This is a genomic window from Hyphomonas adhaerens MHS-3, from assembly GCF_000685235.1.
Classification (GTDB): Bacteria; Pseudomonadota; Alphaproteobacteria; order Caulobacterales; family Hyphomonadaceae; genus Hyphomonas; species Hyphomonas adhaerens.
Genome location: NZ_ARYH01000001.1, coordinates 1,338,969 through 1,359,766, shown reverse-complemented (window position 1 = coordinate 1,359,766; position 20,798 = coordinate 1,338,969). Strand labels below are relative to the sequence as shown.

Annotated in this window: 21 protein-coding genes; 5 read left to right on the top strand and 16 right to left on the bottom strand. The window is 63.1% G+C overall.

What is annotated here, in order from left to right:
- Nucleotides 1–31: 31 nt before the first annotated feature.
- Nucleotides 32–2,122 carry a protein-disulfide reductase DsbD family protein gene (locus HAD_RS06750; RefSeq protein ID WP_035570131.1) on the bottom strand — a complete coding sequence of 697 codons (2,091 nt, stop codon included), beginning with the start codon at nt 2,120–2,122 and terminating at the stop codon, nt 32–34.
- A 179-nt stretch (nt 2,123–2,301) separates the two neighbouring features.
- Complete coding sequence (locus HAD_RS06745) at nt 2,302–3,108, bottom strand: SapC family protein (RefSeq protein ID WP_035570130.1); 807 nt, start codon at nt 3,106–3,108, stop codon at nt 2,302–2,304.
- 110 nt (nt 3,109–3,218) lie between these two features.
- Here HAD_RS06745 and HAD_RS06740 point away from each other — a divergent pair, with 110 nt between their 5' ends.
- Both HAD_RS06740 and HAD_RS06735 read left to right on the top strand, forming a co-directional pair.
- The gene (locus HAD_RS06740) at nt 3,219–5,099 is read left to right on the top strand and encodes a DUF885 domain-containing protein (protein ID WP_051595991.1); all 1,881 of its coding nucleotides are present in this window, start codon (nt 3,219–3,221) and stop codon (nt 5,097–5,099) included.
- A gap of 116 nt (nt 5,100–5,215) precedes the next feature.
- Entirely contained in the window at nt 5,216–6,910 is a 1,695-nt protein-coding gene (locus HAD_RS06735; protein ID WP_035570128.1) for a vWA domain-containing protein, read from the top strand.
- Nucleotides 6,911–6,943: 33 nt separating this feature from the next.
- Here HAD_RS06735 and HAD_RS06730 read toward each other — a convergent pair whose 3' ends face one another.
- From HAD_RS06730 to HAD_RS06720, 3 genes are all read right to left on the bottom strand, one after another.
- A complete protein-coding gene (locus tag HAD_RS06730; RefSeq protein WP_156942189.1) occupies nt 6,944–7,300 on the bottom strand; it encodes a hypothetical protein in 357 nt (118 codons plus the stop codon).
- A gap of 97 nt (nt 7,301–7,397) precedes the next feature.
- Nucleotides 7,398–7,733 carry a DUF2794 domain-containing protein gene (locus HAD_RS06725; protein ID WP_035570124.1) on the bottom strand — a complete coding sequence of 112 codons (336 nt, stop codon included), beginning with the start codon at nt 7,731–7,733 and terminating at the stop codon, nt 7,398–7,400.
- 274 nt (nt 7,734–8,007) lie between these two features.
- Nucleotides 8,008–8,655, bottom strand: a complete 648-nt coding sequence (locus tag HAD_RS06720; protein ID WP_035570121.1) for a COQ9 family protein — start codon at nt 8,653–8,655, stop codon at nt 8,008–8,010.
- Between the two features lie 116 nt (nt 8,656–8,771).
- On the opposite strand from HAD_RS06720, the gene rpsU reads away from it, so the two are divergent.
- A complete protein-coding gene (gene rpsU, locus HAD_RS06715) occupies nt 8,772–8,993 on the top strand; it encodes a 30S ribosomal protein S21 (protein ID WP_034769592.1) in 222 nt (73 codons plus the stop codon).
- Between the two features lie 59 nt (nt 8,994–9,052).
- Here the strand turns inward: rpsU and HAD_RS06710 are convergent, their stop codons facing one another.
- The 7 genes from HAD_RS06710 to HAD_RS06675 form a co-directional block, all read right to left on the bottom strand.
- Complete coding sequence (locus tag HAD_RS06710; protein WP_035570118.1) at nt 9,053–9,382, bottom strand: DUF2834 domain-containing protein; 330 nt, start codon at nt 9,380–9,382, stop codon at nt 9,053–9,055.
- Nucleotides 9,383–9,434: 52 nt separating this feature from the next.
- On the bottom strand, nt 9,435–10,817 hold the full coding sequence (locus HAD_RS06705) for an ABC transporter permease (RefSeq protein WP_035570117.1): 1,383 nt from the start codon (nt 10,815–10,817) through the stop codon (nt 9,435–9,437).
- Nucleotides 10,814–11,791, bottom strand: a complete 978-nt coding sequence (locus HAD_RS06700) for an ABC transporter ATP-binding protein (protein WP_035570115.1) — start codon at nt 11,789–11,791, stop codon at nt 10,814–10,816. Before HAD_RS06700 ends, HAD_RS06705 begins: the two co-directional genes overlap by 4 nt.
- A 367-nt stretch (nt 11,792–12,158) precedes the next feature.
- Nucleotides 12,159–12,461, bottom strand: coding sequence for an aa3-type cytochrome c oxidase subunit IV (locus HAD_RS06690; protein WP_035570112.1), 303 nt, complete (start codon nt 12,459–12,461; stop codon nt 12,159–12,161).
- 114 nt (nt 12,462–12,575) lie between these two features.
- Entirely contained in the window at nt 12,576–13,016 is a 441-nt protein-coding gene (locus HAD_RS06685) for a DUF1178 family protein (protein WP_035570111.1), read from the bottom strand.
- Between the two features lie 18 nt (nt 13,017–13,034).
- Entirely contained in the window at nt 13,035–13,295 is a 261-nt protein-coding gene (gene grxC, locus HAD_RS06680; protein ID WP_035570108.1) for a glutaredoxin 3, read from the bottom strand.
- Nucleotides 13,296–13,324: 29 nt separating this feature from the next.
- Nucleotides 13,325–14,095 carry a ComF family protein gene (locus HAD_RS06675; RefSeq protein ID WP_156942188.1) on the bottom strand — a complete coding sequence of 257 codons (771 nt, stop codon included), beginning with the start codon at nt 14,093–14,095 and terminating at the stop codon, nt 13,325–13,327.
- On the opposite strand from HAD_RS06675, the gene HAD_RS06670 reads away from it, so the two are divergent.
- Nucleotides 14,094–14,996 (top strand): methyltransferase domain-containing protein, encoded by a 903-nt coding sequence (locus HAD_RS06670; protein WP_035570106.1) that lies wholly within the window; start codon nt 14,094–14,096, stop codon nt 14,994–14,996. The two genes, HAD_RS06675 and HAD_RS06670, sit on opposite strands and share 2 nt — an antisense overlap.
- A 9-nt stretch (nt 14,997–15,005) precedes the next feature.
- Here the strand turns inward: HAD_RS06670 and HAD_RS18345 are convergent, their stop codons facing one another.
- The 4 genes from HAD_RS18345 to HAD_RS06655 are packed head-to-tail and all read right to left on the bottom strand — an operon-like array spanning nt 15,006 to nt 17,821.
- Entirely contained in the window at nt 15,006–15,182 is a 177-nt protein-coding gene (locus HAD_RS18345) for a Flp family type IVb pilin (RefSeq protein ID WP_084331803.1), read from the bottom strand.
- Nucleotides 15,179–15,598 carry an 8-oxo-dGTP diphosphatase MutT gene (mutT, locus tag HAD_RS06665; RefSeq protein ID WP_035570105.1) on the bottom strand — a complete coding sequence of 140 codons (420 nt, stop codon included), beginning with the start codon at nt 15,596–15,598 and terminating at the stop codon, nt 15,179–15,181. The genes HAD_RS18345 and mutT overlap by 4 nt, the downstream gene beginning before the upstream one ends.
- A gap of 7 nt (nt 15,599–15,605) precedes the next feature.
- Nucleotides 15,606–16,853 (bottom strand): bifunctional glutamate N-acetyltransferase/amino-acid acetyltransferase ArgJ, encoded by a 1,248-nt coding sequence (argJ, locus tag HAD_RS06660; protein WP_035570102.1) that lies wholly within the window; start codon nt 16,851–16,853, stop codon nt 15,606–15,608.
- Nucleotides 16,850–17,821, bottom strand: coding sequence for a peptidylprolyl isomerase (locus HAD_RS06655; RefSeq protein WP_162177478.1), 972 nt, complete (start codon nt 17,819–17,821; stop codon nt 16,850–16,852). The genes argJ and HAD_RS06655 overlap by 4 nt, the downstream gene beginning before the upstream one ends.
- Before the next feature lie 187 nt (nt 17,822–18,008).
- Between HAD_RS06655 and secA the strand changes: the two genes are divergently transcribed.
- Nucleotides 18,009–20,792, top strand: coding sequence for a preprotein translocase subunit SecA (gene secA, locus HAD_RS06650; protein WP_035571769.1), 2,784 nt, complete (start codon nt 18,009–18,011; stop codon nt 20,790–20,792).
- Nucleotides 20,793–20,798 lie beyond the last annotated feature (6 nt).

The window sequence follows — 20,798 nt, the reverse complement described above, 5'->3', positions numbered from 1 at the left end:
GTCTATGTCTTCCCTCGTGTCCGGGCCGGCCTCAGGGGGTAAGCGGCAAGCTGGTGACAAGGCCCTGATTGAGGATCTCAGGCAGGACCTGCGGCACGTCCGAACCGGCAGGATACCACAGATACATCGGAACGCCTGCGCGCTGATGCCGCGCCAGCTCTGCGGCGATGGCCGGATCCTTGCGGGTGAAGTCGGCGACAAGGAAGGCAACATCATTGGCCGCGAAGAAATCGTGCACGGCCCTGGATTTCAAGGTCGTTGCCTTGTTCACCTGGCAGGTGGCGCACCAGCTGGCCGTAAAGTCGATGAAGACCGGCCGGCCCTCGGCGACCAGAGACTGCACCCGGCCCGCGCTCCACGGTTCGGCCTCATATTTTGCGGCATAGGCGGACGATGCGCCCAGGGCCGGCGCAGGCGCCATGGCCCGCTCCGCAACGCCAAAGACAGAAAGCGCCAGGGTCACCACGGCCAGAATGCGCGGAAGACGCGCTTCGCGTTGCCACAGCCATGCAGCGAATGCGATCGCGACAGCGCCCGTCGCTGTCCAGGCAACGGCGCCCGAACCGGCCAGATCGCCCAACACTTTGGCGAGCCACGCGGCTGTCAGGAACATCGGGAACGCGAAGAACTGCTTCAGCGTGTCCATCCATTTCCCCGGCCGCGGCAGCAATTTGTAGAGGTTCGGCACGAAGCTCAGCACAAGGAAGGGCAATGCCAGGCCAAAGCCCATGGCAAGGAAGAAGGTAAACACGACCGGAGCGGAATGCCCCATCACCGCACCGAGCGCCGCGCCAAGGAACGGCCCGACGCAGGGAGAGCCAACCACAGCAGCCAGCACGCCGGTGAAAAAGGCCCCCGCATCCCCATCCCGGTCAGCCAGACCGGAACCCAGATTCTGCAGCGATGTTCCCAGCTCGAACATGCCCATCAGCCAAAGGCCGACAGCAAACATGACAAGGACAAGGATGGCGACAACAGGCGCGTTCTGCAGCTGGAAGCCCAGTGTCACCGGCCCCGTCGCGGCACGCAGGGCAACGATGATCGCCGCCAGTACGCCAAAGGAAACCAGGACGCCTGCCGTGTACCAGATGCCATGGCGGCGAACTTCCCCGGCATGGCCGCCCGACACGGCCGACACCATGCCGAATGCCTTCATCGACAGGACGGGCAGCACACACGGCATCAGATTGAGGATCAGGCCACCCAGGATGGCCAGCAGGATCAGTTTCCAGGCCGCGACCTGAAGCCCGGCCATGCCCCCTGCCGGGCCGAGGCCGGACGTATCCGGCAGCGGCGAACCTTCGGCCGCACTGATCTCGTAACCGGTGCGGGTACCGTCCTCCTGCTCGATCACGACGACGCCTTCCAGCGGCTTCGAGACGGCGGTGATGTCCGCTGCGCTGAGCGACAAGGTGGCCCCGTGACGGCCAAGCTCCACCGGCTGGGCAGCCGGGTGCAGGATATCATGCCCGAACGGGAAGAAGCGGATCGAGTGAACCTTGCCGAAACCACCATCGAGACGGAGGCTGAGCGTCCAGTCGAGATTCTTCTTCAGAACCCGCGCCTCGCCCGGGAACGGCACATCGCTTTTCGCGATCCACTTGCCGATCAGTTCACCATCGCGGGTGTTCGCCGCGGACTGGTCGGTTTCCAGCTTCAGCTTCACATGCGCCTGTTCAGGCACACAGGTATCTTCGCAGATCAGATAGTCGGCCATGACATCCAGCGTGACCGGCCCCATCGCATCTTCGGGAATGGTGATCGGGAACGGAAAAACGACCTCGTTATTGTAGCCATAATCCATGATCTCCCCTTCGACGACCGGGAGAAGGTGCGGTAGCGGCCAGACAATTTTGCCAATGGCATCGGCTTCGATATCGCTGCCCGGCTGAGCGATGAGCTGCGGCGGCAGGCCCGCATCCCCGGCATTCAGCCAGTAGACATGCCAGCCATTGTCGAGGTCCATTTTCAGCGCGGCATAGATCGTCTCGCCCGGCAGAGCGGCATCGCGTTCCGAGATCAGCTCAACCCGCGCATGACCCGCATCAACCGGGGCCGCTGCAGCCGGCAGCATGAACAGAATGGCGCCGAACAGCGCGGTAAGACAGGCGGATAACTTCATCGGGCAGGTCCGGTTTCTTGGAGTTGAGGCCCATATGCCCTCAATCGCCCGTCTAAAGAAGGGCCTCGCGGAAGCGTGAAGGCAAATCTATTCCAATTCCCCTCCCCTGCTAAAAAACGACACCGCAAGAAAAAGGCGGCCCGGAGGCCGCCTTCAAACTGTTGCACAGACCGCAGGGATCAGGCGTTGGCTGGCTGCGGCGCCGTTGGCGCAGGCCCAGGCATACGCATGGCGCGCTGGATGACCCGCTGCCAGTTCAGCAGCGAAACCATTTGCGCGTAAATCGCGCCAAGCGCGCCACTGGCCCGCAATTCGAGGTATTTTTCGTCCGGAAGCTGGTTCAGGCGCTCTTCAGAGACCGCCCAGTAGTCGGCAATCTTCTGCTGCGGGCCAGCTTCGGTGCCATCCGGGTTGCGCGGCTGGAAGTTGACCGTTTTCTGCTCGAACAGGTCGAAATCACGGAGCAGCTTGACGAAATCAGTCGTCGCGCGGCGCTGGCGTTCGAATTCCTTGCAGAATTCAATGGCGTCGTTGGTGAACTTGCTCGGCTCGCCGTTTTCAAAGAAAGGCACTTCCGGCTGGTTGGTCACCATCGGTGCCTCGCGGTCGACGCACAGGACCAGCCGGTCGGAATTGTCGTCCGACGCAAATACGAACGGATACCGGCGGGCAAAGGCCGGCACGTAATAGTCGTCCGCCACGCGGCCGTCTTCATTCACATAGAGGTTCTGGCCCTGACGGATGCCCATGACAGCGACCGGAGTCCGCTCATCACCGACGAAGATCACCGGGTAGGAGCTGGCACACATGCCGAATTCCGTCACAGTGACCGGCATGGCGTGCGCTTCGCGCATGAAATTGAATGGCTGGTCGATCTGCTTGACGCCGAGACCGGCATGATCTTCCAGAGACAGCGGCTGAGGCTGCTTGTAGAATAGGACCTGGCCAGTAAGGGCCGGCTGGCCTGCTGCGGGAGGCGTGTTCACGTGTGTCTCTCCGATCTGAGATAGGTGGGCGTTTGCCTACCGGAAATAAACACTGGCTACAACTCCCGAACCAGCCTGAACTGCAGTCATTACGGAGTGAAGAAACCGTCATGAAATCCACGTCTGACACGCGTTTTCTCATCCGGCGCCGCACCGTGCTGGCGGGCCTCGCCGCCGGGGCCTCACTTGCGGCCTGCGGCCCGCAGGTCGACGATGCGGGTACGCCCCGGCGCATCGCGCGCGAAGTGGATCAGACTCTGCAATCCATCGCCATGACGGAACTGGCGGCCGACCCGGAACTCGCCACCCGGCTGGGCCTGACCGAAGATGCTGTCGGTTACCCCTTCAACCGCTACCTGACGGACCGGTCGCAGGCTGCCTATGAGCGCCGCCGGGTCAGCCGTCTGGAAATCCTGGAAGCGCTGGCCGCAACGCCCCGCCCCGCCGAAGGCAGCCCGCAGGCCCGTCATCTGGATACCGTGACAGCAGCGTACGAGACCGCGGAATCCCTGTTCGTGTCAGGGCACGGCCAGACCGGGCTCGGCGTTTCCTACCCCTATGTGATGGACCATATGCGCGGCGCCTATATCGACGTGCCGGACCTGCTCAGCCGTGCCCACCCGGTGCGGACCGCCGCCGAAGCGCGCGCCTATGTCGACCGGCTCGCCCAGTTTGCAGACGCGATGGAAGACGAGCGCCGGCGCCTGGAAGCTGACGCGAAATCCGGAATCCTGCCGCCGGACTTCATTCTCGCGCGCATGAAGGACGTCGCCCTGAAATTCGCCGAAGGGCCAACCGATACGCATGTTCTGATCACGACACTGGAAAGTCAGCTCGCAGGGCCGGAGGATCTCAGCCTCGAAGAGGCCGGGGACATTCTGGTCCGCGCGAAACGCCTTGTCCGGGAAGAAATCCAGCCCGCCTACCTGCACCTCGCCGAGGCGTTCACCAGCCTGCAGGCCAACGCGCCATCCCAGCCGGGCGTGTGGCAGCAACCGGATGGTGCCGCCTATTACCAGGCTGCGCTGCAGGCCTATACCGACCAAGGCGTCTCCGCCGAAACCCTGCATGCGCTGGGCCTCACCGAAGTGGACCGGCTGACGGCGGAACTTGAACTCGCTCTGTTCGAGGCGGGCCTGACCGAAGGCAGCGCAGCGGAGCGGCTGACGCTGCTGTCGGCCGAACCGGACCAGATCTTCGAGGCAACGCCGGAGGGCCATGCCGCCCTGCTGGCCCTGATGCAGACCTATCTGGACAAGGCCGAAGCCGCCCTGCCCCACGTCGTATCGACCGTGCCGCGCACGAAAGTCGCCTTGCGCGCCGTGCCGGAATTCCTGGAAGCGTCCGCCCCGTCAGCCTTCTATTCCGCCGCCCCGGCGAACGGGTCCGCGCCGGGCCTGTTCGAAATCAATCTCTCCGACATGACGGACTGGCCGGCCTTCACGCTGGCGACGCTGGTGTTCCACGAGACCGTGCCCGGCCACCATCTGGAAAGCGCGCTGACGGCGGAGACAGCCCGCCTGCCCCTGATCCGCCAGATGATCTGGAACGTTGCCTATGGCGAGGGCTGGGGCGTTTATGCCGAGACCCTGGCGGACGATATCGGACTATACCATGACGATCCGCTGGCCAGGATTGGCTATCTCCAGTCTCTGCTGTTCCGGGCCGCCCGCCTGGTGGCCGATACCGGCATTCACAGCATGCACTGGAGCCGGCAGGAAGCGATCGACTATCTCGTCTCCGTCACAGGGCAGCCGGAAGGCCCGATGGCGCAGGAAGTGGACCGTTACGCGGTCTGGCCCGGCCAGGCGGCGGCATACTGGATCGGACGCAAGCGAATGCTGGACCTGCGCGAGCGGGCCGAGCGGGTGCTGGGCCCCGACTTCGACTTCGTGGAATTCCATGACACGATCCTCACCGGCGGCCCGCGGCCACTGTCGATCCTCGAACAGGATATCGAGCGCTGGTACACAGCGAAGATCCGGAACTGAGCCTTTTCTTCGCCCCGGAAAATCCGGTTTGAGCCCGAATCGTCCCGCCGCCGCCCAATTCCCGCCATGACCATCTTGCCATTCTGTCATGAACAGAACGCAGGTGGAGGACGATCATGCGCAACAGGACACTGGGACTGATCATGGCAAGCGCGGCAGCGGCTGCGCTGCTGACAGGATGTGCCAACGAAGCGGGCGGGAGCAGCGACGAGACCGCGGCGGAAATCCCGGCACCGCCCGCCCCTCCACCACCTCCGCAAGCCGAGGCAAGGCAGCAAAAGGAGATGGCCGCAAGCGGTGCCATGGACGCCTATGCGGCCGCCCCGCCGCCACCAATGATGATGGCGCCGGAACCGGAGTTCCGCGACAAGTATGAAGACGTCGATCCGAACCCGGTCAAACTGACCAGCGAGGAACCGGTTTCGACCTTCTCGATTGATGTCGATACCGCGTCCTATGCCAATGTCCGCCGGTTCCTGAAAAGCGGTGTGCTGCCGCCGAAAGACGCGGTGCGGATCGAGGAGATGGTCAATTATTTCGACTATACCTATCCGCAGCCGGAAGCGGGCGCCGACCCGTTCGCCACCTATGTCACACTCGCCCCCTCCCCCTTCGCCGAGGGGCGCCAGTTGATGCAGATCGGCATTCAGGGCCGTGACATCGACCGCGACGCCCGTCCGCCGGTCAATCTGACCCTGCTGGTCGATGTGTCCGGCTCCATGCATTCAGAAGACAAGCTGCCGCTGGCCAAGCAGGCGCTGAAGCTGATGCTGGACCAGATGGACCCGGACGACACGATCTCCATCGCGGTTTATGCCGGTGCGGCCGGTGAAGTGCTGGAACCGACGCCTGTCAGCGAAAAGCGCAAGATCTACGCCGCCCTTGAAAATCTGCGAGCCGGCGGCTCGACCGCAGGCGGCGAAGGCCTTCGCCTTGCCTATTCGCTGGCCGAACAGGGCCTGAAGAAAGACGCCGTGAACCGCGTCATGCTGCTGACCGATGGCGACTTCAATGTCGGCATCACGGACTCCGAACAGCTGGAAGACTTCGTGTCCCGTAAACGCGAAAGCGGCATCTACCTCTCTGTCCTCGGCTTCGGGCGCGGCAATTACAATGATGCGCTGATGCAGAAGATCGCCCAGACGGGCAATGGCACCGCCGCCTATGTCGACACGCTGAGCGAGGCCCGCAAAGTGCTGGCCGACGACCTTGGCGGCAATCTGTTCCCGATTGCCGACGATGTGAAAATCCAGGTCGAGTTCAATCCGGCCCGTATCGCGGAATATCGCCTGATCGGCTATGAAACCCGCATGCTCGACCGGGCAGACTTCAACAATGACAAGGTGGATGCCGGGGACATCGGCGCAGGCGCCAGTGTGACCGCCATCTACGACATCACGCCGGTCGGATCGGCCGCCGCCCAGATCGACCCGCTGCGCTACGGCGATGCCGCCAATGCCAGCGACCGGAAGTCCGGCGAATACGCGTTCGTGAAGCTGCGCTACAAGCCGCCGGGCGCGCCGGACTCCATCCTGCTGACCCATGCGGTGACAGATTCGGACAAGGTCGACAGCCTGGATGCGGCCCCGCAATGGGTGCGCTTCGCAACGGCGGTGGCCGGGTTCGGTGAAATGCTGCGCGGCGGCGAAGATCTCGGCGCCGGCTTCAGCTGGAAAGACATCCGCAATCTCGCCGCCGGGGCGAAGGGTAAGGATGAGTTTGGCTACCGGGCGGAATTCATTGAGCTGACCCGGCTGGCCGAAACGGCTGAGGCGCAGGCGGCGCTGAACCGGCCTGCGCCCGAACAATAGGGGCCAGAACAATAAAGGCCCGAACAGCCAGGATCAGGCCGCCAGCTCTGCCGCGACCGGCGCTTCTGCCATGTCGCGCGGGTTGAGGCAGACCGGGCTGAAGCCCTCCTCGATGTCGGCGACCAGGCATTTGCGCTCACGGGCGTCGAATTCGAGGGCAAGGAACACGGCCGTGGCGCCGTAGCGTTCCGCCTCTGCCAGCGCCCAGATGGGCTGCAGGTCATGCGGCCGGCCGGTCAGCTCCATCACGCGGATGATGCGCCAGCCGTACGAGTCGGGGGCTGCGAAGATGACGGCGCCCGGGCTGCGGGCCCATGCGGCGTCTTTTGGAACACGCTGGAAGTCCCAAGCCTTGCCAGAGCGTCCCCGAAAACTGACTGAGATGTTCATGTTCATGCTCCGTTCCAATGAGCATGTTCCTAACTTGTTCTCTTCCTGTTCGCAAGAAGTTTTTAGTAAACAAAGGGTTAACGCCGCGCCTGTGGAATTACTTCACGACGGTGAAGCGCTTGCGGTCGAAAACCCGCAAGACCTGCTGCAGATCGCGCCCGCGGCGCAGGACCTGGCCGGCCTGTCCGTACACCACATACTGGCCCTGCATGTTGGCAAGGTGGGGCTGTTTCTCGATCCGCCAGGTCGGATTTTCCGCGTGGCGGCGGAAGATCGCAAAGATGGCGTGGTCCTTGTGCATGCCGATCGCATAGTCGCGGGCCTCACCCGCCATGACCAAACGTCCGTAGACGTCGAGAATCGGACGCATCTCGGTTTTGTGGAAAGCGATTCGCGGCTCGCTTGGGGCCCGACGGGACGGAAATTCGCTCATTTTCTCTGTTTATGACTCCCCTGTAATGCGAATTGGGGGCGGGAAAGCTCGCCTAAACGTCTTTTAATCCGATTTTCAGCTGAAACAGCAGGAATTGCGGCAATACGGCCACCTTTCGGTCTTGCTTGCGCCCCCGCACCCGGCCATCTTTGACTTGTCGGACGGAGGTGAACATCACGCACCCCGGACCCATCAGCCCCCCCAGCCCCCTGGGGCGCTTGATCAACTTTCGTCCGACACACTTCCTCAAAAATCGACAGCAAGCCGTCTCCGCTCAGTTGCGCGCGTCTGGCGCCTTTCCGCTATTGGGCCTTTTTGACCCGATGGCGTCAAGAAGGGGGCCAAGGATCTTGCCGGCCGTACGCCCGGCGCCCGAGGCCTGGGCGAGGCGGCGGGAAACATAGTCGTCGAGATCTTCCTGGGAGGGGTTATCCAGCCAGTACAGCACGATCGGCGGCAGGATGGCGGTGAGCAGCCCCCGCTTGGAGTAGCGGTTGTAATCCTCGGCCGTGTCACCGGCCGCGTCCCAGACAAAATCGGCCACGGCCCAGCCGCGCTGCAGCGCAGGCCCCGCATTCCACGGCACCATGCCGCGTGAGACAGCCCGGCGGACGGCCTCCCGGTTGGGCTCCAGCGCCTTCAGCCAGGCCAGCACCCCGGCCTTCACCTTGTCCGGCACGCGCATGGCGGACAGGTCTTGTGCAGCAAGGTCTGCCTTTGCCGCCTCCCCTGCTTCCTCGAAGAATCCGTCAATCAGGTCGATCACGCCGCGCGGGGCCGCAAGGGCCTGTTCACCCTCATCAAGCCCGGCGTCATTGGCCGCTCGGGCTGCAGCGGCGTCCGTCCAGCCGTCAAAAGCGACCTCCGGAAGCAGCTTTTCCAGCCAGCGGCGGCGAAGTTTTCGGGAAGGTGTGACAGTCATGACTGAACTCCATGGCAAAGGGGGGCTTGGCCAAATCCCTTTTCACGTGATATAGCGCGCGCTTTCCGGCCTGTCTGGCCGACACAAGGTCACAATCGGGGCGACGCCCCCAGCCAATGGAGAGTACCATCGTACAGATCGTCGTCCGCGATAACAATGTCGAGCAAGCCCTGCGCGCTCTGAAGAAGAAAATGCAGCGTGAAGGCCTGTTCCGCGAAATGAAGGCCCGCCAGCATTTCGAGAAGCCGTCCGAGAAGAAAGCCCGCCAGCGCGCAGAGGCCGTCCGCCGCGCCCGCAAACTGGCCCGCAAGCGCGCCCAGCGCGAAGGCATCATCTAGGCTGCCTCTTATCGCAAGATAATCAAAACCCCGTCAGAGCGATCTGGCGGGGTTTTTGTTTAAGAGCGTGCGTTGAGCTGCCTGGACCGGATCACAAGATACACAGCGAAGGCCGAGGCGACGCCGGGGATGATGGAGAGCGGGATCGCGACCCAGCCGTGCCGGATGCCCAGCGCGCTTCGCTCATGGAGCACCCAGACCATCAGAATGACCGCGCAGAGAATCGTGTCCAGCGAATAGCCGGACGCAAACGGATTGACGAAGCCCGCCGCAAAGGCCCCGGCAATATCCCCGCTCTCGATCAGGGCCGGGACAACAATCACGCCAAAGGCAATCGTGAAGGCCGCCCCCACCAGGAGGACGGACGCCTCAAAAAACGTTTTGCTCATTTCCCCACCTCTTCATTTTGTGGGGACATCGTACCAGCGGAATCGCCGAAGGCTAAACCGCCTTCTTCCGGAACATGCCTTTCAGCATCTTGCCGAGGTCGCCGATGCTGGCGCCGTTGACGGCCCCTGCCCGGTAAACGCGGACGGAGATCCAGAGCACGGCCAGCGTCGTCACCACCATCAGGCCCATCTGCAGGCCGACTTCCCACATCGGCGGATCATGCGGCATGCGCAGGATCAGCAGGAAGGGCGTGAACACCGGCACCCAGGTGGCAATGTCCACCACCGGAGAGCCTGGATCCTGAAAGGCAATGAAGATTGCGAACATGGGCAGCATCAGCAGGATCATCATCGGGCTGAGCAGCGTCTGCGCCTCCTGGATCGTGTCGCAGAGGGAGCCGAGCGCCATGAAGATCATGCCGTACATGATATAGCCGAGCACGAAGCTGACCAGCGCCGGGATCAGGATCTGCGGGCTGCCCGCCGCTGCCAGGAACGGCGTGATCATGCTCCCTGCCCCCGGCACCTGCGTTGCGAGAAAAGCAGAGCCCGACAGCGCGAACAGGCCCCAGACCAGCATCATGGTGGAGGTCACCGCGAACACGGCGAGCAGCTTGCCTGCCAGCAATTCCGGCATGCGCACAGATGTCAGCAGCGTGTCGAAGATCTTGTTGGAGCGTTCCTCGATCGTGCCCATCAGCAGGTACTGGATGATCGAGAACACCATCAGCCACAGGAAATAGGCGAGCGCCCCAGCGACGAAGACGGGCGCCCTGTCGGCCAGCGTGACTTCCGCCCCGGCCGATTCCTGCTCCGCGACGCTGCGGATGCGCCGGGCGGGCACCTGCACGGCCGCGTCATCGGCTTCCTGGATAAAATCCGGGCCAAGACCGGCCGCCTCCAGCGCATGCTTGCGGGCAAGGCGGCGTACGGCATCCTCGGCCTCAAAGCGCAACGTGTTGATGTTGACGTCATCGCTCCAGTATTCGAGCGACTTGCCGTCTTCCGACAGGATGAAGGCCGCAAACAGCGGCTTGTCTCCGAGCGGGCCGGACACGAGCTGCTGGCCCAGAAGATAAGGCCGCAGGCTGTCCAGGTCGCGCGCAGGCGGCGTCACCTCGATGAATTTCCGATCCCGGAGCGTCTGCATCGCCCCGGTATTCATGGCGCCTTCCGGCAATTGCATCTGGTCTGACAGCTCCTGCGCCATGGCGGCCGTCTCATTGCGGGCGAGTTCGGTATCGATCGCCTCGGCATAGACCTGTCTCGGCTCGATCACCGTATAATAGCGGACCGGCGAGGACTGCGCTGCGAACAGCGCGAACATGGAGCCGATCAGCATCAAGGCGGGCACGGCGGCAAGGCTCAGCCAGAACCCCCAGGCTTTCACATAGCCGAGATAGTCCCGGCGGAAGATGAGATAGATATTCCTCATTCTGCCAGCGCTCCCTCTGCCTGTTCCGCCAGCGGATCATTCAGCGCGGCCGCTTCGGCCTCCCCGACCAGCGAGACGAACACATCCCGTAAACGGGCCTCGTCCGGCGCGAAACCGGTGATCGGTGCCCCGGCCTCAATGGCCGCGCGCAGCGCGTCCTGCGGACCAACGCCTTTCGGCAAGGCGATGCGCCAGGCATCGCCATGGCCCCTGTCCGCGGCACGCTGGGCCTCAAAGCCTTTCGGAGCGAGCGCGGCGGCCAGGTCGAAGCCTTCCTCCACTTCCAGGCTGGCGCCCTTGTCCAGTGTGGCAAACGCCTCCGGCAACGTGCCGTCGAAGACCTTGCGTCCGCGCGCCATCATCACGATCCGGTCGCACAGGCGTTCGGCATGCTCCATGACATGGGTGGAGAACAGGATCGTCGCCCCGCGCGCATGTTCGTCGCGGATCAGCTCTTCCAGCGCCTGCTGGTTTACGGGATCGAGCCCGGAGAATGGCTCGTCGAGGATCAGGAAGTCCGGCTTGTGCGCGAGGGTCGAAAGAATCTGGACCTTTTGCGCCATGCCCTTGGATAGTTTGGACACGCGCGTATTGCGGAACTCCCCCAGCCCGGTCGATTCCATCAACTCGTCTGCACGGGCCTTCGCCTCCCCGGCAGTCAGGCCCTTGAGGCGGGCGAAATAGGCAATCGTCTCCCGGGCGGTCATTTTCTTGTAGAGGCCGCGCTCCTCCGGCAGGAAGCCGACCCGGCGCAGGGACAAGATGTTCGGCGGCGCCCCAAACAGGCGCACCATGCCTTCGTCCGGCGGGATAACGCCCAGCGAAACACGCAAACTGGTCGACTTGCCGGCGCCATTCGGCCCCAGAAAGCCGATAATCCGCCCTTCCGGGACATCCAGCGACAGGCCCTCAACAGCTGTGAAGCCGCCGAAACGCTTGGTCACATCCGTCAGGGTGAGCGGGGACTGGGCCATCCGTATCTCCGAATCCGTCTGAAAATCGCTCGCTTTTCACGAGAGTCGATATGGCTGCCTACTCTTTGGCCCGGTGCGTCTTGCCAACCCCTTAAAGCCGACGCAGCATGATTTCGAATGAAGACGGACCTACACCCCCTTGCACCGTCAAGCCCGGGGCTGACGGCAGAAGAGTGCGGACAGGCTGCGCGCGCCCGGCTGTACACTTATGCACAAAAGCTCGCGCGGATCGAAGCCGCGCTCGCCCGGATGGAGAAGGGTTGCTACGGGTTTTGTCTGACCTGTGAGGGCCGCATAGGGCTACTTCGCCTCGAGGCCGACCCGGCCGAGGCAATGTGCGAAACCTGCGATATTGGTAGAGACAGCGTCAGATAAGCGCGCCGAAAAGCCAGATCATCAGCTGAACGAACACGCCGGTGAGCAGCAGGATCACCAGGGTCGCATACCAGCGGCCGCCCAGGTTCAGCACAATACCGGACCCGATGCCGACGATCGTCATCAGGCCAAGTGAGACCGCCCAGTGAATGCCGATGGCCACCGCAAGGACGGCATGACCGAGGATCAGCGCCAGAATCAGGCTGCCCCAAGTGGTTCCCTTGATGAAGCCGTCCCAGGTGGCTTCCTGATCGTGGATATCCATATCGCCGTGGTGGTATTCGCTGGCAGCCATTTGAGGGCTCTCCCCGTGAAATCATTGCTGCCTGCCGTATTATCGAAGGCAGGCGAAGGGTCAAGCGGATGATGGCGCCCGTATTGCCGCAGATGTCAGCCGCCAATGGCTGCGTCAGTTCAGCTGGCCCTTTGGCTTTGGCACAGGCGGCGTGAACGGCTCAGGCAGCGGGGCAGCCGGAACGCCCTCTTCCTTCAGGGCCTCGCGCTCATCCTCGGTGGTCTCCCCCCAAATGGGGCGCTCATCCTTTTCGCCGTAGAACATGGACCGGGCCTCTTCGGCAAAATCGCCGCCAACATAGTCGAAATTTTCGGCCACATGCTGGCGAGCCTTCTCGGCAAAGGCGGCAAACATCTTCTCCGGATCGGCGGAGGCGTCTTTTTTCTTCGCCGATTTCACCGCAGGCGCCATGATCTGCTTGTCCACGCGGGAGGAATTGCACGCCGTACAGCGCACCTGGCGCTTTTCTTTCAGCTTTTCATAGGCCGACGACGAGGCGAACCAGGCTTCGAAGTCCTGGTCACAGGCCTGGCAATGGAGCGCGTAGCGGATCACTGGTCAGCCCTCCCCGCCTCAGGGCTGCGCCAGCATCGGGTCGAGCTTGCCGGCCCGTTCGAGCGCCATCATCTCGTCGCACCCGCCGATGTGATGCTCTCCGATGAAGATCTGCGGGAAGGTCCGCCCGCCATTGGCGCGCTGGATCATCTCCGCTTTCTTGTCCGGGCTCATGCCGGCGTCGATCTCTTCGAAGGCCACCTGCTTCTCCTTCAGCAGGGACACAGCGCGCGAGCAATACGGGCAGAAGGCCCGGGTATAGATCGTGACTTTCGTCATAAAAAAGCTCCTTGGAACCGTTACAGGAATTATATGGTGACGTCGGTTTCCCGTACAACGCGCGCAAGCACCAGGACGTCCACATGCCGCGCCCCTGCCCGTTTGAGGGCACGCGTGCACGCGCTGAGCGTCGCGCCCGTGGTCAGCACGTCATCGATCAGAAGGACACGTTTACCCTGAACATGCCCGGTCCGCTTGGGATGCGGTGCGAACGCGCCTGCCATATTACGGCGACGGGCCTTGGCGGAGAGCCCGCCCTGGGTCGGCGTGCGGCGGGTCCGCTTCAATGCGTCGACCGAGACCGGGACCCCGGTCCGCCGTGAAACGGCATCCGCCAGCCAAGCCGACTGGTTGAACCCGCGGCTGGCGAGCCGGGTGTAGTGCAGCGGCACCGGAACGATTACATCGGCTTCATCCAGCAGCGTCCTGCCTGCCTGGGCCATCCAGCCTGAAAATGTGCCGAGCCCGTCGCGCCGACCCGACCGTTTGAGGTCCAGCACCAGCCGCCGGGAGGCCGCCTCGTAGACGAATGCCGCACGCGCCCGGTCCCAACGCGGCGGGCGGGCGATACACGCCGCGCACGTCGCACCATCGTCCAGTTCGGCACCCAAAGGCATCCCGCACCGGTTGCAGACCGCGCCGCTCAGAAAATGGATCCGCCCGAATTCATGCGGGGCGAGCGGCCCCTTGCCGAGGCCGCGTTCCCGGCTGACCAGCGAGCGGGGCGGCCACAGGAAATCAGCGGCAATACGCAGAAAGGCCTTTGAACGGCTCTGCTGCTGCTCCATATCGCGTGCCATGACGCCTGCCGCTCCCCCGCGCCTGTTCGACCGTGCCCGTGTTGCGCGAAACCGTGACCGGGCCGCACCCCGCTATGAGGATTATGCGTTCCTCAAGGAGCACGTGTCGAGGGACATCGCCGATCGCGTGCAGGATACGCCCCGCAGGTTCGAGCGCGCACTGGACCTTGGCTGCCATGACGGGCGGCTGGCCCGCATCCTGTCCGGCACCGGCCGGGTCGGCGCTGTCGAGGCCAGCGATCTCTCCCCGGCCATGGTTGATGCGGCACGCGCCGCAGGCACGGACGCCCGCGTGCTGGACGAGGAAACCCCGTCCCTCCCCGAAAACCGTTTCGACCTCATCGTCTCGGCCCTGTCCCTGCACTGGGTGAACGACCTGCCGGGCACGCTGGTGCGGTTGCGCCAGAGCCTGAAACCGGACGGCCTGTTCCTCGGCGCCCTGTTTGGCGCGGGCACGCTGGCGGAGCTGCGGGACTGCCTGATGGAAGCGGAAACGGAGGTGTCGGGGGGTGTGTCCCCGCGCCTGTCCCCGCTGCCCGGCCTGAAGGACATGGCGAACCTGATGCAGCGGGCGGGCTTCGCCCTGCCCGTGGCAGACCGGGATAGTGTGGTGGTGCGCTACCGCGATCCCGCGCGCCTGCTGGCCGACCTGAAAGGCATGGGAGAGCAAAGCGCGCTGGCGCCGGGCATGATCCGGCCGCTGCCACGCGCTGTGCTGGACAGGGCACTCAGCCTGTATCGCGAACGCCATGCCGACCCGGACGGGCGCGTGCGGGCAAGTTTCGAAATTGTTCACGTATCCGGCTGGGCGCCGGCCCCCGGCCAGCCGCAGCCCTTGCGGCCCGGCTCTGCCAAGGCGAGCCTCGCCGACGCAGTGCGCCAGCAAGCCAAGCGCGATTAAACCAAAGGATCAGTCCGGGAAGCCGTCTGCAGCCTTGGTGAAAGAGTCATTGGTCGTCGTTCCGACAGCCGTCGCCCCGCCAACAATCGCCAGGCAGATCATGCCGGCAATCAGAGCGTATTCGATGGCAGTTGCGCCATTCTCGTTGCCGAGAAACGTCTGAAACAGTTCACGTGCGGCTCTCATGACCCCTCCGTCGCGTGTCCTCCCGAAAGAACCTCAAACAACGGAATATCCGCCGGAGGGGCCGGGTAATCAGACAGATTTGCCGGAGGAACCCATGCGATGGCCTGGCCTTCACGCGGATGCACTTCGTCTGACCATGCCTGACACTTGTAAAGTGGCATGAGAAGATGAAAGTCGGGGTAAGTGAAACTCGCAAAAGTGAGGGGCTGGAGTTCCGATTCCTTAACCGTGATCGACAACTCCTCGTACAGCTCGCGCACCAGGGCAGCCTCCGGCGTTTCGCCCGGCTCTACCTTGCCGCCCGGAAATTCCCACAGGCCAGCCAGCTGCTTGCCTTCCGGGCGCTGCGCCAGAAGGATCTCGCCCTTGTCATTGTACAATGCTGCGGCGACGACCAGAACGAGTCGATGGCTCATTTGGGGCTCATGTGCGGTAGGCGCCGTTGATGTCGACATAGCCGTGCGTCAGGTCGCACGTCCAGACGGTGGCCGAATGATCGCCCGCGGCAACATCCACACGAATCGTGAATTCCGGCTGCGCAAACACGGCGCTCGCAGCCTCTTCATCATAGTCAGGCATGCGTGCGCCATCCTTGGCGACCTGAATATCGTCGAACCAGATCGCGAGCGCCTCCGCCTTGATCGGCTCCAGCGATTTTCCGACCGCCATCACGATACGCCCCCAATTCGCATCGCCCGCCGCCATCGCTGTCTTGATCAGCGGTGAATTGGCAATCTCGCAGGCGATGATCTTTGCGGAAAGATGAGACGCAGCGCTATCCACCTGGATGGTGACGAATTTTTGCGCCCCTTCCCCATCCTTCACCACCAGTTGGGCAAGTTCCAGACAGACAGAGTGCAGGGCCATCGCCACGGAATCGAGACGCGGATCGTCCTTCGAGGTGATCGGGTCCATGCCCGACTGGCCGGTCGCAAACACCATCAACGTGTCGGACGTGGATGTGTCGCCATCCACGGTGATCGAATTGAACGTCTCGCTTGTGATCTCTTCGAGCAATTCCTGCAGCACGTCATGGGCGATGGCGGCATCGGTAAAGACATAGGCCAGCATCGTGGCCATGTTCGGCGCGATCATGCCGGAGCCTTTCACGATCCCGGCAAAGTTCACATCGTGCCCGCCAATGTCCATCGACGTGCCGGCGCCCTTGGCGAACGTGTCGGTGGTCATGAAGGCACGGGTCGCGGCTTCCCAGTCCGGTGGCCCGAGCTTGCCCGCCAGTTCCGGCACGAACGCGCCGACATAGTTCGGATCGGCCAGCGGCTCGCCGATGACGCCCGTCGCGGCCAGGAAGCAGTGTTCCTTTGCGACGCCCAGCGCGCCGGTCACGGCTTTCAGCGTTGCCTCGTTCTTCTCATGGCCTTTCGGACCGGTGAAGGCGTTGGAATTGCCCGAATTGGCAATCAGGGCACGGGCCACACCGCGGCCCGTCTCCAGCGCCTGCCGGCACCACAACACGTCTGCCGATGCAGTTCGTGAAATTGTGTAGACACCGGCGCATGTCGTGCCTTCGTCGAAGGCGAACAGGAAGACATCGTCGCGCGTCTCGCCGCGCTTGGCATAAAAGCCACGCGAGCCGGTGGCGGCGCGCACGCCTTTCACGTCAGGCAATTTCGGAAAAGGCGCAGCAAAGGGCGAGGGCGTCAGATTCAAAGTTCAGTTCCTTCAGAAGCCGGAGCGGACGGGTCTTCCGGCGTGTCAGAGCCGGTATCCATGTCCGGAAGCCTGTAAGGCGTCGAACCGTCGTCGTCGAGCCCCGGTTCACCCTGCTGGATCTGTGCTTCCGCCTTGAGACGCCGGACAATCTTGGCGACCTGTTCCAGCGTCAGGAAGGTGACGATGTCGGGCCGCATTTCCTCACGCGTCTTGGGGGCCCGCGAGCGGCGGTCCTTCACTTTCAGGATGTGCCAGCCGTCGGCGGACTCGAATGGCGGGGCAACCTCCCCTTCGCCCGTATTGGCGATCACCAGCGGAAACGGCGCCGGCTCGTCATTGGGGGACACATAACCAAGGTCCCCCTGCTCCATGCGCGTGGCACTGTCGAGCGAGTTGGCACTAACAAGGCTCTCGAAGCTTTCGCCGGCCTGGATCCGGTCGAACAGGGCCTGCGCGTCTTCCTTAGTGGCGACCAGGATGTGCGAGATTCGCACCTCGTCATCGTCCTGCTGCAGGGCGACCTGCTTCTGGTACATCGCCTCGATCTGGTCTTCGGTGACATCCTCGGCGACGAGGTTTTCGACCAGCAGGTTGCCTAGAATGCGTTCCCTGGCCATTTCCAGCCGGCGGCGCCCGGCCGGATCCTTGTCCAGTCCGCGCCGAATCGCTTCCTGAGACATCAGCTTCTGTTCGATCAGCTGGCTCAGGACGGTGTCGTATTCCGTATCCCCTGCCTTGACCTTTGTCCCTGCCGGAACAAGCCCGCGGGCAACCGCCTCCAGCTCCACATCGCTGACATAGATTTTCTCGCCATTCACGGTGGCGGCTGTTGCGCCTTCAACGCGAACAGGCACTTCTTCCTCCGGCGGCGCACTGCAGGCAGCCGCCATGAAGATCGCCAGACTAGCAACGAGGCCGGCAAACAGGATACGCGGACTGACCCGCAACGCCTTCAGATTCAACACAGTCATCACTCCAGCTGTCTGATGGCGCCGCATTGACACCCCAATGCGGCGTTCTTAAGTCTCACCCGCGCGCTGGTCGAGTACGTTTGGCTGGTGTAATCACGGTGGGAGAACCCGCGTATTCCTGTGCGGTCACACGGTCAGGATCACAGTTTCTTCGCCCCAGACCTGATTGGTGCAGCCTGATATGTTTTCCGTCGCCCGCAAGATTTTCGGTTCCGCTAATGACCGTAAGCTGAAACCCCTGCGCGCCCGCGTCAACCGCATCAATGCCCTCGAGCCCATGATGGAAGCGCTTTCAGACAGCGCACTCAAAGGCAAGACGGCGGAATTCCGCAAGCGGCTCGCCGACGGCGCCACGCTCGACTCACTGCTCGAAGAGGCCTTCGCCGTCACCCGCGAGGCTGCACGGCGCGCCACAGGCATGCGCCATTTCGATGTCCAGCTGATGGGCGGCATGATCCTGCACTCCGGCGCGATCGCCGAGATGCGTACCGGTGAGGGCAAGACGCTGGTCGCCACGCTCGCCGCCTACCTGAACGCCCTTGAGGGCAAGGGCGTGCATGTCGTGACCGTGAACGACTATCTCGCCAAGCGTGACGCCGAATGGATGGGCCAGATCTATGGCTTCCTCGGCATGACGACCGGCATCATCGTGCACGGCATCACGGATGAGGAGCGCAAGGCCGCCTACGCGTCAGACATTACCTACGGCACGAACAACGAATTCGGCTTCGACTATCTGCGCGACAACATGAAATACTCGCTGGACCAGATGGCCCAGCGCGGACACCATTTCGCGATCGTCGACGAGGTGGACTCCATCCTGATCGACGAAGCCCGGACACCGCTGATCATTTCCGGCCCGACCGACGACCGCTCCGACCTCTACATCAAGATCGACGCGATGATCCCGCGTCTGGAGGAAGACGACTACGAGCTCGACGAAAAGCAGCGCTCGGTCACCTATGCCGAAGGCGGCATGGAAAAGATCGAAACCTGGCTGGAAGAAGAAGGCCTACTGGAAGGGTCCCTGTGGGAGCCGCACAACATCACCCTGGTCCATCACGCCAACCAGGCCCTGCGCGCCCACAAGCTCTACGCCCGTGACAAGGATTATATCGTCAAGGGCGGCGAGGTGATGCTGATTGATGAGTTCACCGGCCGGATGATGGAAGGCCGCCGCCTGTCCGAAGGCCTGCACCAGGCCATCGAGGCCAAGGAACGCACCGACATCAAGCCCGAGAACCAGACGCTGGCCTCGATCACCTTCCAGAACTATTTCCGCCTCTATGACAAGCTGTCCGGCATGACCGGCACGGCCCTGACCGAGGCCGACGAATTTGCGGACATCTACAAGCTGGAAGTCATCGACCTTCCGACCAACAAGCCGATCCAGCGGATCGACGAAGACGACGTCGTCTACCGGACGGCCAAGGCGAAATATGCCGAGATCGTCAAGGAAGTGCGCGAGTGCCACGCCAAGGGCCAACCGATCCTGCTCGGCACCGCCTCGATCGAGAAGTCCGAAATCCTCGACAATCTGCTGACCGCCGCGAAGATCCCGCACAAGGTGCTGAACGCCCGCCACCACGAACAGGAAGCCCTCATCGTGGCTGATGCCGGTGTGCCTGGCGCCGTTACCGTTGCGACGAACATGGCCGGCCGCGGCACCGACATCCAGCTCGGCGGCAATTTCGACCTGCGCTTCGAGCAGGAAAAGGACAAGAAAGAGGCCGAGCTCGGCCGGGAACTGACCGAGGGCGAAGCCTCCCTGCTCACCTCGCAGATCAAGGCAGACATCGAAGTCAAGAAAAAGCGCGCGCTGGATGCGGGCGGCCTGTATGTTCTGGGGACAGAGCGTCACGAAAGCCGCCGCATCGACAACCAGCTGCGCGGCCGGACGGGGCGCCAGGGCGACCCCGGCAAATCGAAATTCTATATCTCCATCGAAGATGACCTGATGCGCATCTTTGCTGCCGAGCGCATGGACGCCGTGATGCGCCGCCTCGGCATCAAGGAAGACGAGGGCATCACCCATCCCTGGATGAACAAGGCGATGGAAACCTCGCAGCGCAAGATCGAACAGCGCAATTTCGAGATCCGCAAGAACGTCCTCAAATACGATGACGTGATCAACGACCAGCGCAAAGCCATCTTCGAACAGCGCATGGAGTTCATGCGTGCCGAGGACGTGTCCGACGTGATCGTGGAAATGCGCGAACATGTGATCGATGCGCTCGTCGCCCGCACCATGCCGGAAAAGGCGTATGCGGAGCAATGGGATGTGGCCGGCCTGCGCGAAGCCTTGCGCAACGAATTCGCGATCGACCTGCCGGTCGACGAATGGGCCGCCGAAGAAGGCGTTGCCAACAAGGAAGTCGTCCAGCGCATCCGCGATGCCGTGGACAAGGTCTATGAAGCGATCACCACCACGGTCGGCGCTGACCAGATGCACCGGATCGAGAAGCAGATTCTGCTCCAGGTGCTGGACATGCGCTGGCGCGAACACCTGCAATTGATCGACCAGCTGCGCTCGGTCATCCACCTGCGCTCCTACGGCCAGCGCGACCCGCTGAACGAATTCAAGTCCGAAGCCTTCAACCTGTTCCACAACCTGCTGGAAGAACTGCGCGCGACGGTCACCCGCTCGCTGATGCATGTCCGTGTGCAGCAGGCACCTCCGGAACAGGCGCAGCAGCGCCCTGCCCCGGCCCAGATGCCGCAACGGCCCGCACCCGCGCAGATGCCGGCACCACAGCCGCCACAGGTACCGGCGCACGAAACACACCTCGACCCCGATACCGGCGTCAACGAGATGGACCCGGCCGACACGTCCAGGCCACCCGGCCCGGAACTGCAACAGGCCGAAGACGACTGGTCGAACACGCCGCGCAACTCGCCCTGCCCATGCGGCTCCGGCAAGAAATACAAGCACTGCCACGGCGCCCTGAGCACCCAGCGGGTATAAAACACA

Coding starts and splice junctions, on each gene's coding strand:
- HAD_RS06750 (WP_035570131.1), bottom strand. CDS start 2,122: ATGAAGTTATCCGCCTGTCTTACCGCGCTGTTCGGCGCCATTCTGTTC.
- HAD_RS06740 (WP_051595991.1), top strand. CDS start 3,219: ATGAAATCCACGTCTGACACGCGTTTTCTCATCCGGCGCCGCACCGTG.
- HAD_RS06735 (WP_035570128.1), top strand. CDS start 5,216: ATGCGCAACAGGACACTGGGACTGATCATGGCAAGCGCGGCAGCGGCT.
- HAD_RS06730 (WP_156942189.1), bottom strand. CDS start 7,300: ATGAACATCTCAGTCAGTTTTCGGGGACGCTCTGGCAAGGCTTGGGAC.
- HAD_RS06725 (WP_035570124.1), bottom strand. CDS start 7,733: ATGAGCGAATTTCCGTCCCGTCGGGCCCCAAGCGAGCCGCGAATCGCT.
- HAD_RS06720 (WP_035570121.1), bottom strand. CDS start 8,655: ATGACTGTCACACCTTCCCGAAAACTTCGCCGCCGCTGGCTGGAAAAG.
- rpsU (WP_034769592.1), top strand. CDS start 8,772: ATGGAGAGTACCATCGTACAGATCGTCGTCCGCGATAACAATGTCGAG.
- HAD_RS06710 (WP_035570118.1), bottom strand. CDS start 9,382: ATGAGCAAAACGTTTTTTGAGGCGTCCGTCCTCCTGGTGGGGGCGGCC.
- HAD_RS06705 (WP_035570117.1), bottom strand. CDS start 10,817: ATGAGGAATATCTATCTCATCTTCCGCCGGGACTATCTCGGCTATGTG.
- HAD_RS06700 (WP_035570115.1), bottom strand. CDS start 11,791: ATGGCCCAGTCCCCGCTCACCCTGACGGATGTGACCAAGCGTTTCGGC.
- HAD_RS06690 (WP_035570112.1), bottom strand. CDS start 12,461: ATGGCTGCCAGCGAATACCACCACGGCGATATGGATATCCACGATCAG.
- grxC (WP_035570108.1), bottom strand. CDS start 13,295: ATGACGAAAGTCACGATCTATACCCGGGCCTTCTGCCCGTATTGCTCG.
- HAD_RS06670 (WP_035570106.1), top strand. CDS start 14,094: ATGACGCCTGCCGCTCCCCCGCGCCTGTTCGACCGTGCCCGTGTTGCG.
- HAD_RS06675 (WP_156942188.1), bottom strand. CDS start 14,095: ATGGCACGCGATATGGAGCAGCAGCAGAGCCGTTCAAAGGCCTTTCTG.
- HAD_RS18345 (WP_084331803.1), bottom strand. CDS start 15,182: ATGAGAGCCGCACGTGAACTGTTTCAGACGTTTCTCGGCAACGAGAAT.
- mutT (WP_035570105.1), bottom strand. CDS start 15,598: ATGAGCCATCGACTCGTTCTGGTCGTCGCCGCAGCATTGTACAATGAC.
- secA (WP_035571769.1), top strand. CDS start 18,009: ATGTTTTCCGTCGCCCGCAAGATTTTCGGTTCCGCTAATGACCGTAAG.